Source organism: Janibacter cremeus (genome assembly GCF_029395675.1).
GTDB lineage: Bacteria > Actinomycetota > Actinomycetes > Actinomycetales > Dermatophilaceae > Janibacter > Janibacter cremeus_A.
The window spans coordinates 2,125,225-2,138,135 of record NZ_CP115184.1; the positions used below are offsets into that span (position 1 = coordinate 2,125,225).

The 12,911-nt window shown below is 69.2% G+C and carries 12 protein-coding genes; 8 read left to right on the plus strand and 4 right to left on the minus strand.

Annotated features, from left to right (window positions below):
- Positions 1–307 precede the first annotated feature (307 nt).
- Positions 308–1,570 carry a right-handed parallel beta-helix repeat-containing protein gene (locus tag O9K63_RS09985; protein ID WP_277237502.1) on the plus strand — a complete coding sequence of 421 codons (1,263 nt, stop codon included), beginning with the start codon at positions 308–310 and terminating at the stop codon, positions 1,568–1,570.
- Between the two features lie 106 nt (positions 1,571–1,676).
- Here the strand turns inward: O9K63_RS09985 and O9K63_RS09990 are convergent, their stop codons facing one another.
- The gene (locus tag O9K63_RS09990) at positions 1,677–1,865 is read right to left on the minus strand and encodes a DUF6458 family protein (RefSeq protein ID WP_277237503.1); all 189 of its coding nucleotides are present in this window, start codon (positions 1,863–1,865) and stop codon (positions 1,677–1,679) included.
- A gap of 145 nt (positions 1,866–2,010) precedes the next feature.
- Positions 2,011–3,993 (minus strand): cytochrome c oxidase assembly protein, encoded by a 1,983-nt coding sequence (locus O9K63_RS09995; protein WP_277237505.1) that lies wholly within the window; start codon positions 3,991–3,993, stop codon positions 2,011–2,013.
- Positions 3,994–4,076: 83 nt separating this feature from the next.
- On the opposite strand from O9K63_RS09995, the gene O9K63_RS10000 reads away from it, so the two are divergent.
- A complete protein-coding gene (locus O9K63_RS10000; protein WP_277237507.1) occupies positions 4,077–4,520 on the plus strand; it encodes a MarR family winged helix-turn-helix transcriptional regulator in 444 nt (147 codons plus the stop codon).
- A gap of 81 nt (positions 4,521–4,601) precedes the next feature.
- On the opposite strand, the gene O9K63_RS10005 is transcribed toward O9K63_RS10000, so the two are convergent.
- Complete coding sequence (locus O9K63_RS10005; protein WP_277237509.1) at positions 4,602–5,447, minus strand: glycosyltransferase; 846 nt, start codon at positions 5,445–5,447, stop codon at positions 4,602–4,604.
- Between the two features lie 79 nt (positions 5,448–5,526).
- Entirely contained in the window at positions 5,527–6,696 is a 1,170-nt protein-coding gene (locus O9K63_RS10010; RefSeq protein WP_277237511.1) for a polysaccharide pyruvyl transferase family protein, read from the minus strand.
- A gap of 200 nt (positions 6,697–6,896) precedes the next feature.
- Between O9K63_RS10010 and O9K63_RS10015 the strand changes: the two genes are divergently transcribed.
- The 6 genes from O9K63_RS10015 to O9K63_RS10035 all read left to right on the plus strand — a co-directional run bounded on the left by O9K63_RS10015 (position 6,897) and on the right by O9K63_RS10035 (position 12,895).
- Complete coding sequence (locus O9K63_RS10015) at positions 6,897–7,739, plus strand: hypothetical protein (RefSeq protein WP_277237513.1); 843 nt, start codon at positions 6,897–6,899, stop codon at positions 7,737–7,739.
- 119 nt (positions 7,740–7,858) lie between these two features.
- Complete coding sequence (locus O9K63_RS10020; RefSeq protein WP_277237515.1) at positions 7,859–9,247, plus strand: O-antigen ligase family protein; 1,389 nt, start codon at positions 7,859–7,861, stop codon at positions 9,245–9,247.
- A 176-nt stretch (positions 9,248–9,423) separates the two neighbouring features.
- Positions 9,424–10,029, plus strand: coding sequence for an asparagine synthase-related protein (locus O9K63_RS16860; RefSeq protein ID WP_431190390.1), 606 nt, complete (start codon positions 9,424–9,426; stop codon positions 10,027–10,029).
- Positions 10,030–10,500: 471 nt separating this feature from the next.
- The gene (locus O9K63_RS10025) at positions 10,501–11,139 is read left to right on the plus strand and encodes a class I SAM-dependent methyltransferase (protein WP_277237517.1); all 639 of its coding nucleotides are present in this window, start codon (positions 10,501–10,503) and stop codon (positions 11,137–11,139) included.
- Positions 11,121–12,059 (plus strand): glycosyltransferase family 2 protein, encoded by a 939-nt coding sequence (locus O9K63_RS10030; RefSeq protein ID WP_277237518.1) that lies wholly within the window; start codon positions 11,121–11,123, stop codon positions 12,057–12,059. The genes O9K63_RS10025 and O9K63_RS10030 overlap by 19 nt, the downstream gene beginning before the upstream one ends.
- Positions 12,056–12,895: a glycosyltransferase family 2 protein gene (locus O9K63_RS10035; RefSeq protein WP_277237520.1), complete on the plus strand. Its 840-nt coding sequence runs from the start codon at positions 12,056–12,058 to the stop codon at positions 12,893–12,895. Before O9K63_RS10030 ends, O9K63_RS10035 begins: the two co-directional genes overlap by 4 nt.
- Positions 12,896–12,911: the final 16 nt, after the last annotated feature.

A 12,911-nucleotide genomic window follows, 5' to 3' on the forward strand; every position in this document is an offset into this window, starting at 1 on the left:
GTCGTCCGGGACGGTCGACCGAGGCAGTGAGCGTTCAAGATGAAGGTCGCCTGCAACTGTCCTAGCATGGGGGCGCCCATCGAGGTCACGTGCCGGTCGTGGTGTTGCACCACGCGGCCCAACCAACACGCCACTGGTTGCGAGCACCCCTGCGCCCGAACGTGATTCGACAGTAACAAAGCGGACGCCATTCCAGTCGATGGCGCCTGAACAAGGAGATCAAGACGTGACTTTCCGAGCACATGCCATCCGAAACAGCAGAGGCCGAAGACGAGCCCTCACCGTCACTGCCGCGCTGACGGCTGCCGTGACGCTGAGCGCCTGCCAGCCCTACGGCCCCCGCAGTCTCGATGACTTCGGAAACACCGGTGCTATCGGCACCCCCGCCGAGACCACTCCCGGAACCACCCCGGAGATCGGGTTCGAGCCCGAGCAGAAGCCCACGCCCGAGCAGAAGCCCGAGCCCGAGGAGAAGCCCGAGCCCGAGCAGAAGCCCGAGGAGAAGCCCGAGCCCGAGCAGAAGCCCGAGGAGAAGCCCGAGCCCGAGCAGAAGCCCACGCCGGAGCCGACGCCGGAGCCCACGCCCGAGCCGACGGAGCCCACGCCGGAGCCCACTCCCGAGCCGACTCCGGAGCCCACGCCGGAGCCCACTCCCGAGCCCACGCCGGAGCCCACTCCCGAGCCCACGCCGGAGCCCACGCCGGAGCCCACTCCCGAGCCCACGCCGGAGCCCACTCCCGAGCCCACGCCGGAGCCCACTCCCGAGCCCACGCCGGAGCCCACTCCCGAGCCCACGCCGGAGCCCACTCCCGAGCCCGAGCCCGAGACGAACGCCTTCCCGAACGCAGAGAGCACGGGAGTTCCTGCCGGGGTCGAGCTGGAGCCGTCGGGAGCCCTGACGGTCACCGAGGACGGCGCCGTCATCGACGGCCTGCACGTCAATGGGACGATCACCGTCGAGGCCGACAACGTGACCATCCGCAACACCCTCGTCCAGACCGGCACCAGCCTCTACCCCATCAGGGTGAACAACGACTCCACCGGCACCCTCATCGAGAACGTCGAGATCGACAACGAGGGCGGCACCGGTATCGGCATCTACCTCCAGGGAACCGCTACGGTCCGAAACGCGGACATCCACTCCGCCGAGGACGGCATCCGGATCCAGGCCGACGACGTGCTCATCGAGGACTCCTACATCCACGACCTGCAGCGCTTCGAGGGAGGTCACCACGACTCGATCCAGATCCGCAGCGGGGACGACGTCACGATCCGCGGGAACAACCTGCAGGCCTACGTCGCCTCCGAGGACGACCCGATGAACGCCGCCATCCAGATCGGGTCGCTGTCCGGGGACGACCCCATCAGCAACTTCCTGGTCATCGGCAACCTGATGAATGGTGGCAACTACACCATCAACGGCGGCCGCAGCGGCGACACCGACAGCGCCCGTTACGCGGACAACCACTTCGGTGACGATTACCGGTACGGTGCGGCCGGCAACCTCCAGGACGGCAGTGTCTGGGAGGACTCCAACGTCTGGCACGACACCGGCGAGCCAGTTCGCTAGGACCGGTCACGGGCGACCCGTGAGGCGATGACCGCACACGGGCACCAGATGACAGTCGAAGGGGGACCCCCCCGGGTGGTGGGGTCCCCCTTCGACGTGCGTCGGCTCAGTAGCGGTCGACCGTGCGGCGGCGCCGGTCGACGACGAAGCTGAGGATGATCGCCAGCACACCCAGGACGATGGCGATCCAGCCGATGGCTGCCAGGTCGAGGCCCGCGATCATCATGTCGCCGCTGTAGGCGAAGACGATGACGAGGCCGATGAGCAGGAGGAAGATCCCGAGTCCGATGTACATGCGCCACTCCGTTCCCCGGCCGCGCGGCCGGTGTCGGTCTCCGCGGGGTCGCGCGGAGCGGGTCCCGGCCCTACTGGACCGTCATGTCCAGACTATCGGCGAACGTCCACAATCCGGGGATCCGGCACGGGGCAGCGGTCCTGCCTCACTCGCTGTCGCGCCGGGCCAGGCTCGCCAGGTGGGCGTTGTAGGCCGCCAGCTCGGCGTCCCCGTCGCGGTCGGCGCGCCGGTCGGTGCGTGCGCTCTCCTTGTCGTCCGACTTCATCCACTGCCAGGTGACGGCGATCGCGAGGATGATCGTCGGCACCTCGCCGACGCCCCAGGCGATGGCGCCACCGGTGCGCTGGTCGGCGAGCGGATCGGTCATCCATGACAGGTCCAACCGACCGAAGTAGTTGGCCGCCAGTAGCTCGGTGGACTGGGTGATGAGCACGCCGAAGAACGCGTGGAAACTGATCGTGACGAAGAGGACCACGAGCAGCGCGATGGGCGACCAGCGCTTCGGGCCGGGGTCGACGCCGATGAGCACCCAGGTGAAGAGATAGCCGCTCATGACGAAGTGCAGCATCATCAGCACGTGCCCGGTGTGGGTGCGCATGGCCAGCTCGAAGAGCGGGCTGTGGTAGAAGATCGCCAGGCTGAAGAAGAACAGCGCCGCGGCGACGGCGGGGTTGGCGAGCACGCGCAGGTACGTCGAGTGCACGACCGTGAGGATGAACTCCCGCGGCCCCAGGGTCTTGTCCTTGCGCGCCGGCAGCGCGCGCAGCGCCAGGGTGATCGGGGCACCCGGGACCATCAGCAGCGGTGCGATCATCGCCACACCCATGTGCTCGACCATGTGCCAGGAGAAGAGGACCCGGCCGTAGACCCCCGGACCGCCGGAGGTGAAGTAGACGAAGACGAGCCAGCCGAGCACCCAGCTGATCGTGCGCAGGAGCGGCCAGTGGTCACCGCGGGCGCGCAGGCGCAACACCCAGCGCACATAGACGAAGATCGCGATCGCGGCGACCGTCACCCACAGCCAGTCGGTCTGCCACGCGGTGATCCAGCTCGTGGAGTCCGGCGGGCCCGGGTCGAGGTAGCCGGAGAGGTCGTAGACGATCGAGGTCTCGGGGCGCTCCTCGGCGGTCGGCGGGGTCGGGGTCCGGCCGACCGCGGCGCCCAGGCCGAAGGCCACGGCCATCACCGCGACCTCACCGAGGGCGAGACGGGTGAAGGCGGTGCCCCCCTTCGTCAGGTCGCCGAGGGCGGCGATGGCGCGGTGACGGTGCCACCAGCCGGCGACGCCGAGGAGGACCGCGGCGATCGTCTTGAGGATGAGCAGGACGCCGTAGCGGGAGGCCAGACCGGACAGCGCCCCCATGTTGATCCACGCGGCGAGCAGGCCCGAGCCCACGAGCAGGACGAAGCACCAGCCGGCCACCACCGAGTAGCGCCGCACGGTCACCTGCAGGTGCGAACCCAGCGACGGGCGGATGACCACGAGGGCGATGAGGCCACCGACCCACACTGTCGCCGTGAGGAGGTGGAACGCGAGGGCGTTGACCCCGCCCATGTGGTCCAGGCTCGCTGCGGAGTGGCCGGACAGGGCCAGCGGAAGGAGCGCGAGCAGGCTGGCGGCGGACAGCCAGCCGAGGGCGGCCTTCGACTCCGCGAGCGGCGCACTCAGCGCCACGACCGCGACGATGATCGAGGAGATGGTGGCGGTGCGGGTGGCGTCGAGCTCCCAGATGAAGGCGGCCAGCTGCGTCAGATAGCCCGGGTCGGTCAACCGGATGCCGGCCAGCGACGCGAAGTTGGTGAGCAGTCCCCCGACCCCCGCGAGGAACCAGACGATCGCCGCTCCCCCGGCCAGTTGGGCCAGCGTTCGCCGACGGGCGGTGCGGGTGGTCTCCGGGACGATGAACGCCGCGAGGACGAGCGCGCCGATGGTCACCGCGGCCGCGCCGTCGTGGATGGCGCGCAGGGTGGGAAGGGACCAGCGCACGAAGGGGCCGGGGTCACCGAGCTGAAGGGGTGCCGCTCCCCCACCGAACGCGGTGGCGGCCACCACGACGAGGACCGTGAGGACGCCGAAGAGGGCCACGGGGCGCGAGGTGGTGCGGGGGGAACTCGCGGAGGGGGGCATGACGTCTAATCTAGGCAACGCACCTGAAGTGTCCCTCCCCGGTGCGCTTGCAGCACCCCTCACCAACCGTCAGGAGGCACCGCGTGTCCGCGTCTGCCGGCCAGCTCAGCGTCAGCATCATCCGGATGCTGCGCATGCTGCACGCCACCCGCGCCCGGGCTCCCCGCGTGCACCCCGGCCTCGAGCCGAGCCACCACGCGGTGCTCGTCGCGCTGCGCGACAACCCGGCCCGGGTCGGCGACATCGCCGAGCGCAACATCTCCGACGCCTCCACCGTCAGCCGTCAGGTCAGCCACCTGACCGCGCTCGGCCTCGTCGAGAAGGTCCCGGACCCACAGGACGGGCGCGCCCAGCTCGTCGCGCTCTCCGACGAGGGGCAGGCCGTCCTCGGTGAGCTGGTCGCCCGCCGGGAGGCGTGGTTCGAGGAGCTGCTCGCGGACTGGCCCGACGAGGACGTGGCGAGCTTCATCCACTACATCAACCGGTTCTGCGACAGCGTCGCCGCGGACGAGCGCCACCGTCGCTGACAGGCCGGCGTGATCGCTCGCTCCGCCCGCGGGCACGGCTCCTGCGCGGGACCCGAGCCGCGCACTACCGGTGATCGGCCGTCACCAGCGTGCGGGCCGGCCGGCCAGGCGGGTCAGCCGGCGGCGGATCGAGCGTCGCTTGGCCCGCCAGCCGGAGTACGCACGGGGGTCGAGGGAGGCGGACTGCAGGACGAAAGCGCTCTGCCGCAGTTGCTCGGTCCACTCGGCGACGGTCGTCACGCCGTTGACCTGGGCCGACAGGGGCATCCGGTCGGCGAAGTCGTCATCGGTGTGGATCAGGGTGTGCGGCGATCGCGGGTCGTCCATGTGATCCTCCGGCACGAAGGGGTAGTAGAACCCGTTGACCGCTCCACCGCGAGCAGCTCGCAGGCAGTAGTCGGTGAAGGACTCCTTGACGCCGATCAGCCCGTTGCGATCCACCAGTGTCCGCGGCATGAGGTAGCCACTTCCCTGGACCCAGAGATTGCGCATGAGCTGGTGTCCTTCGGCAAAGGTCTGGATCTTGCGCTTGGCCAGCTCCGCGCGGAAGTCCTCCGGCGGATGTCGCCAGCTACCGATGATGCCGAACTCCGGGTTCGCGTCGTGGGCCGCCGTGAAGGTGTCGAGCCAGCCGTGGCTGACGAGGCAGTCGTCGTCGACCTTGGAGACGAAGCGTGCCGTGGACTCCCGCCAGAGCCATGACGTCGGCTCGCGCAGCTTCACGTTCTCCCGACTGTGGTGGTACCGGTGGACCCGGCTGTCCTGCCGAAAGGGTCGCAGCGCCTCGATGGTGGCCTCGTCGTCCCCGTTGTGCCACAGCCACACCCGATCACCGTCGCCCAGCGTCTCCAGCAGACGGGGCAGACTCAGGTGCAGGTAGCCGGCACTGCGGTAGGTGATCATGATGATGTCGGCACGGGGGGCCATCAGCCGATCTCCTTCCATGTGGGGGCCGCGACGGTCACTCCCGACCACCCTGACGGGTCCATCGCGGACGGTGCGGCCGTCACGCGATCGACCCCACGCGGGCGGCGCCGTCGCGCCACTGCAAGACGCTCTCGAGCATGCTGCTCAGCTGATCGCGTGATTGCTCGACGGTGGTGGGTACCCGGGCAGTCAGCTGGGCGCGGATCGACTGGCGGTCGTGGAACGAGGCGAGGATGGCCTCGACGGCCTCGACGCCGTGACTGCGTCGAGCGTCCACGACCTGGCTCCCCGCGCCACACGTCTCGAAGACGCCCAACGTCTTGTCGCTGTAGGCATAAGCCGCAGCCGGCGTGCAGGTGGAGAGCGCAGCGATCGTGGCGTGCATGCGGCTGCCGACGAACCAGTCGAGCTGGGTCACCGCCCACTTGATCTCAGCGGCGTCCAGGTGCGGGGGCAGCACCATCACCCGGTCTCTCTCCGCTGCGGTGAGGCGCTCGCGTACGCGGGCGATGGCCGCCACATCGCTCTCGCCCACACCGCCCGGGTCGTGCACGTGCGGGACGAAGAGCACACGCGCACCGGCCGAGAGCAGACCACGAACGGCAGCGGTCATGGTCGCGATGTAGTCACCCGCGAGCCCGAACTGCGCGTGAGCGGCGTCCTCGCGCAGGAGCCCGCTGACGTTCACGCCCACGGTGAGGTCGAGAGCCCACTCCTCCACCCGGTCCGCCACCTGCGCCTCCGGCCGTCGCGGCACCAGGGCGAAGGCGACGTCCACCCCCTGCCGCAGTCGCGGACGGTCGGCGTCCGGGCCGGCGAGCGCGAGGAGCTGCTCGTGGCTCCGGGCGTCGCGAGCATAGGCCAAGGAGGCCGACCGGATGATGCGTTCCGCCGCGGCACGGCCCGAGCGCGTGGTGAAGGGACCGTAGGTCTGGGGCAGGAGCACGAGGGGTCGATCCGCCCTGATCGCAGCCCTCTTCGGCGCCGAGACGGCAGCGAGTCGCGCGGGGCCGTAGAGATCGGTGAAGCTGTCGCCGCCACTGAGGTCGAGGACGGCATCGGCATCCGCGATCCGCGCAGCCGCACGGTTGTGGTGCGACCCCAGAGCCTGCGCCAGACGGATCCGGGCCCAGCTCTCCTGCCGGTGCCAGCGCCGGGACCAGCGCACACCGAGGTACTCGAGGTCGAGGTGCTCGTACCCGAGATCCGAATCCGAGCGCACACCCCAACCATCGTCCAGGAGGGTCATGACGGCACGGTGCTCATGACGGTCCACGCCGTCCATGACGGAGCGAGCCAGCGCCTCGACACCTCGATTGCCGTTCCCGATCGCTGCGCCGGCAAGCACCAAACGGAGTCCCGTCACCCTCGCTAGTATGGTCCAATTGACGGTGTCATGGGGGTTACGTCCTCGTCGGACGCGCTACTGGCACACGCGGGGAGGCATGAATGGACGTATGGCGCATCACGGTGGCGGTCGTGCGCCGCTGGTACGTGTTCCTGCCCCTGCTCGCGCTGACGCTCCTGGCCGCCCTGCAGGTCGGCGCGGCAACCCCGACGCAGCACCAGGTCTCGGCGACCGCAATCCTCGTCGCCGGTGACGCCTCGTCCGAGGAGCAGACCAGTGCCTACGGAGGTAGGAGCGCCACGGCCGAGGTCCTGGTCGTCGTGCTCGACGCCCCCGAGGTGCGCGAGGCCATCGAGGCGGAGGGGCTGGTCCGTGACTACGAGGTTCGCGCTGAAGACGACCTGTCCATCATCGACTTCGTCGCGCTCGGCGACACCCGCGCGGAGGGCCTGGCAACGGTGACCGCGGTCGTCGACCTGGCTCGTCAGGAACTCGCCGAGCGGCAGACCGCCGCAGACATCCCCCCCGGCGACCGACTCGAGATGCAGGTGCTGCAGCCACCGCACGTCGCAGAGGTGGTGGCCGAAGGCAAGTTGCGCAACATGGCGATCGTCGGCGTCCTCGGTGCTGCGCTGTCGCTGCTCGCAGCCATCCTCTTCGACGACATCGTGGGGCTGCTCAAACACTGGAAGCGCCACCCGCGCAGGCGCGCCACCACCGGCAAGGATGACGTCGACGCAGTGCCCAATAGTCCCGACTCCGGGGACGAGGCGACCACCGACCCACGCGACGGCTCGCGGGGGCGCACGGAGTCCGGGCCGGACGAACAGGAGACCGCGTCGATCCTCACCAGCGCGGCCGACGACACACCGCCCGCGACACCCGTGCAGGGGTCCCGTACCGACCCCGTCCAGGTCGGCAACTCCAGCGACGGCCACCCATGACCACGACGTGGTGAGTCACCGTGTCCGACCACCCCACTCGTCCCGACGCGGGAGCATGGCAACCCCTGCTGCTGCGTGCACCACCCGGCTGGAGGCGCGCGCGCCAGGGCTGGAGGCCCGTGCTCGTCCACGGCAGGGTTGTCACCACCCTCGGGCTGCTGATGGTCTTCCTGGCGTTGCAGTTCCTGGTCCCTGCCCGGCTCGTGATCGGGGGCATGGGCGCGGCCGGGCGGCCTTCCGTGGCCGTGGGGGTCCTGCTCGCCTTCCTCTGGTTGGTATCGGCGATCTTCACCAACAACCTGCCGAGGAGCCGGCAGCCCATCCGTTGGGCCGTCGGCCTGTTCCTCCTGGCACAGCTGGTGGGCAACGTCGTGGGCTTCGATCGCCTCCCGTCATCAGCCCAGGCGAGCTCGGCCGACCGCTGGCTCATCGCCACGATCGGATTCGTCGGGGTCTGCCTGGCCACGGCCGACGGCATCTCGACGCGTGAGGAGCTCGATCGTCTGCTGCGGGCCGTCGTCGCTCTCGCCGGTCTCATGTCGGTGGTCGGGGCGCTGCAGTTCTTCGGTGTCGTCGATCTGACGCAGTACATCCGGATCCCGGGGCTGAGCCTCAACTCCGACTTGATCGGAGTGTCCAGTCGCGGTAATGGCGCCGTGCCTCGCGTCGCGGGGACTGCCAATCACTACATCGAGTTCGGCGTCGTACTCGCTCTCGTCCTGCCCGTGGCCCTGCACTATGCCCTGTTCTCACCGCCGGGCCACACACGATGGGTGCGGTGGTGCGCCGTCGGGCTCGTGGCGGTGGGCATCCCGCTGTCGATCTCGAGGTCGGCGATGTTGGCAGTCGCGGTGGCGATGACACTCATTGCGGTCGTCTGGCCGTGGCGACAGCGCTACAACGCGATGGTGATCGCGGTCATGGCCGTCGCCGTCTTCCACGTGCTCAACCGCGGGGTCCTCGGCACCATCAGGGCCCTGTTCACCAACGCCGAGAACGACCCCAGCGTGACCGCCCGAATCGAACGCACGGCGACCGTCGTGGAGCTGTGGGAGCAGCGGCCGGTGCTCGGCTGGGGCGCGGGAATGGTAACGCCGGAGGAATTCCTGCTCCTCGACAACCAGATCTACGTATTCCTCATCGCCGGCGGCATCGTCGGGGTCATGGCCTTCCTGTCCCTCTTCATGATTCCGTATGTGGTCGCTCGCAGCGTCAGGCTCCGCGGGCGTGACCAGGAGACACGACATCTCGGCCAAACCCTCGCCGTGACCATGCCGACCGCGGTGATGGCCAGCGCCACCTTCGACTCGTTCTCGTTCGCCACCTTCGTCGGCGTGACCGCCATCCTGATCGGCGCCATCGGCGCCCTATTGCGTCTCGACGGCACCACCGTCAGGCGTCCGCTGCAGCCCGCCGCCCCGGGGGACAGCTTCGTGACGACCCCGCTGACGGCAAACCTGCGTCAGCGGCTCCGTGCGGCCCGACCGGTGCGGGGGCCGCGCACCTGAGGGTCCGTGCCGTTGGGAGCATGCGTGACAGCGAGGATCCCGGGCGCGATGTTCATCGTCAGCGGTCCGGGTAGACGGCCGGTGAGGAGCGACCCGTGAGGAGCTGCCTGGGCCAGGCGGATCAGCCAGCACATCGGTTCGCACCACCACGAGACCTTGGTCCGACCGCAGGCTTTGTGCAGAGGTGGTCCAAGCTGACCTGGCACCGCGACGGTCCCGTCTCGGAGCCTGCCGACGGCGCGGGGCCCCGCTTGGCCGAGGCGGCCCGCGAGCTGGTCACAGTCGTGTTATCGAGGGGGGCGGTGATGAGTTCGTCGTCGGATGCCCGAAGCACCCTGCGGCACCCTCGACACGAACCTCTTGGCCATCGCTGCGGGGCTGCCGCGCCGGTGCCGCCGGGACGGTGGAAAGCCACCTTCCGCAGTTCTTGGCGTACCACCGGATCGCGCTCCGAGTCCCTTGGGGAGAACACGGCCGCGGAGCAGCGTCGTTCGTGGTTCTCGCCCTTCACGACGTACGAGCGACCATCGACTGCTGGCGGTGGGTGCCGCAACGCGCGCCATCTGTCCCAACAGCGAGCAACGGGGCGACCCCCTTCGCGACGTGCTCGTGGAAGACCTGTCGTCTTGGCTCCCGACAACCTGCTCGAGCGGAGCGACCGCATGTCGATGGCCGCGTCGCTCGAACGGCGGCCGCCGCTGCTGGATCATCGACTCGTCGAATTGGCCATCCGGCTCCCCTCCCAGCACCAAGTCCATCGCACAACCACCCGTTGGCCCTGAAGGAGACCGCACGCTCCTGCCCGACGCAGGAAGGTGGGCTTCGGGGTCCCGCTCGATAGGTGGTTCGAGGCGCCCTGCGCGACTTCGTTAGCGACCGCCTCACCGACCCCCACTCGTTCCTCGCCATCACGTCCACCGTGCTGCCATCACCTCACTGCTCGAGCGGCACGAGAGCGGCCGACTCAACGAGGACGACCGTATCTTCACCCTGGTGTCCCTCGCGGTGGGGCACGCGACCTTCTTCGCCTAGCCAAGGGGCGACGTGTACGCCAGAATCCATTCATGGAGGGGATCCGCTTGCGCGCCATCCGCACAGCGAGAGGGATCGCGGCGTCGCTGCGCTCTCCCGCGTACGCGCCGCCCGGGCACTACCCTCCGGCGACGGCGGTGCCCGATCGTGAGCGCGCCGTCTGTTGGCGACGGTCGGCGCCCGCCGGGGTCGAGCCGAAAGAGAGTGGTCAGGAGCGGACGATGCTCGGTCTCGCCACCCTCATTGTCGAGCTGCCTGAGGACCGGTGGCAGCCGCGCAACGGGATGTACGGTCGCGCCGACGCCGCGGTGCTGCGTGGCATGGTGCGCCACCATCGACCGACGCGCGCGCTGGAGATCGGGTCAGGCTACTCGACAGCGGTCACCCTCGACGCCGCCGCGAGGCACCTGCCGGGGCTGCGGATCACGTGCGTCGAGTCCAACAGGCAGCGGCTGCGGTATCGGCTGAGGCCCGGTGACGACATGGCCATCATCAAGGCAAATGCTCAAGACGTACCGCTGGAGTCATTCACCCAGCTCGAGGCCAGGGACGTTCTGTTCATCGACTCCTCCCACGTGCTCAAGCACGGCTCCGAGGTGGTCTGGCTCTACCTGCACGTCCTGCCCGTGCTCGCTCCAGGCGTCATCGTCCACGTTCACAACGTCCACTGTCCGTTCAAGTATCCCGAGCGATGGCTGCGTGAGGGACGCGACTCGACGGAGGCGCATCTCCTGCGCGCGCTCCTGACCCACAACGACGTGTGGAAGGTCCGACCGATGATGGGGTCGATGCGGATGGACCTCGGGCGCGAGTTTCTTTGTCACGAGCCGACGGATGCGCTGTGGATGCAGTGCGCCTGAGGTACGCGCCGAACGAGGACCCGATCATGATCGACTGCCTGCTGATCGTCGTCTCCTACAAAAGCGCCAACGACATCACGAGCCTGCTGTCCACGGTTCCGGCCGCCATGGGCGATCTCTCTTGGTGCACCCTCGTGGTCAACAACGACCCTGCCGAGGACTTGAGGCACATCGTCGCCGCACACCCGGGCACCGACCTCGTGGAGTCCGGCGCCAACCTGGGCTATGCGGGCGGGATCAACCGCGGACTGGCCGATGCGCCACCCTCACGGTGGGTCGTCTTCCTCAACCCCGACCTCCGCCTCGGACCCGGCGCAATCGCCTTGATGGCGGCGGCCTCCGGCGGCCGGGACGCTGTCGTGCCCACTCTCGTGGACGACGCCGGGCTCCTGCAGTACTCCCTGCGGCGGGAGCCGAGCGTCCTCGGCGCGCTCGGCGATGCGCTGCTGGGCGGACGATGGCCAGGACGCCCGCCGGCCCTGGGAGAGGTGATCACTCGATCCCCGGCCTACGCCTCCCCGGGTATCGTCGACTGGGCCACGGGAGCTGCACTCCTGGTGCCAAGCGCCCTCGTCCGGCGCGTCGGTCCGTGGGACGCGGACCGCTTCTTCCTCTACTCCGAGGAGACGGACTACTGCCGACGACTGCGCCGGACGGGTGCGGCGATCCGCTTCATCCCGGATGCCCTCGTCAGCCACCGCGGTGGCGGCTCTGGGAGATCAGAGGCGCTGCATGCACTGCAGGAGGTCAACCGCGTGCGCTATTTCCACAAATGGCACGGCCCCTACATCACCACCGTCTTCGCGGGGGTCGTGACACTCAACAACCTGCTTCGCTGTCACAGGTCCCGCAGTCGAGTGGCGCTGCGAGCGCTGCTCGGCACGCACGCGCGCAGGGCACTGCCTGGCGGCACTCGATGAGCACCCCCGAAGGCAGCATCGTCATCGCAGCCCACGACGAGGAAGCAGTTATCGCACGCACGCTGCGGCCACTGTCCGACATCGTCCGGCAAGGACGGCTCGACGTCATCGTGGTCTGCAACGGTTGCCGGGACCGAACTGCGGACGTGGCTCGCGGCTTCCCGGGGGTACGGGTGCTGGAGCTGCCCCAACCGTCGAAGACCGCGGCACTGCGGGAAGGCGACCGCCTAGCCGTGGCGGGACCGCGCATATACTTGGACGCCGACATCACCATGACCGGCAAGGCAGCCGTGGAGACGATGCGCGCGCTCACAGGCGGTGTGGTCGCCGGACGCCCACCCCACATGTTCGACACGACCGGGGCCAGCTGGGTGGTCCGCCGCTGGTACGGCGTCCGGTCACAGCTGCCATCGATCTCCGGGCCACTCTGGGGCGCCGGCTGCTACGCACTCTCTGTTGAGGGTCGGTCGCGTTTCGACGCGTTCCCCGAAATTATCGCCGACGACCTCTTCATCGACAGGTTGTTCGCCCCGCCGGAGATCGAAATCGTCGACACCGACCCGCTGGTCGTCCGCACACCTCGCCGCCTTGCCGACCTCTTCCGGGTGCTACGGCGCAGATACCGGACCCAGAGTGATGTGGCCACCATCCACACCAGCGGTCTCACGACTGCCGCGCAGCGTCACCATCTGCACGATCTCCGCGACCTGATACGACGCGATCCGCGACGGATGGTCGACGTGGCGATCTACCTCGGGATCATTGCCGGAGCCCGACTTCGCGCACGGTGGGGGCCGGCGCCCCGGTGGGAGCGAGATGCCAGCTCGCGTCGGTGACGGCCGCGCGATGCTG

Excerpts from the sequence above, each read along its gene's own strand:
- O9K63_RS09990 (WP_277237503.1), bottom strand. The coding sequence starts at position 1,865 with ATGTACATCGGACTCGGGATCTTCCTCCTGCTCATCGGCCTCGTCATC.
- O9K63_RS09995 (WP_277237505.1), bottom strand. The coding sequence starts at position 3,993 with ATGCCCCCCTCCGCGAGTTCCCCCCGCACCACCTCGCGCCCCGTGGCC.
- O9K63_RS10005 (WP_277237509.1), bottom strand. The coding sequence starts at position 5,447 with ATGGCCCCCCGTGCCGACATCATCATGATCACCTACCGCAGTGCCGGC.
- O9K63_RS10010 (WP_277237511.1), bottom strand. The coding sequence starts at position 6,696 with ATGACCCTCCTGGACGATGGTTGGGGTGTGCGCTCGGATTCGGATCTC.
- O9K63_RS10015 (WP_277237513.1), top strand. The coding sequence starts at position 6,897 with ATGGACGTATGGCGCATCACGGTGGCGGTCGTGCGCCGCTGGTACGTG.
- O9K63_RS10025 (WP_277237517.1), top strand. The coding sequence starts at position 10,501 with ATGCTCGGTCTCGCCACCCTCATTGTCGAGCTGCCTGAGGACCGGTGG.
- O9K63_RS10035 (WP_277237520.1), top strand. The coding sequence starts at position 12,056 with ATGAGCACCCCCGAAGGCAGCATCGTCATCGCAGCCCACGACGAGGAA.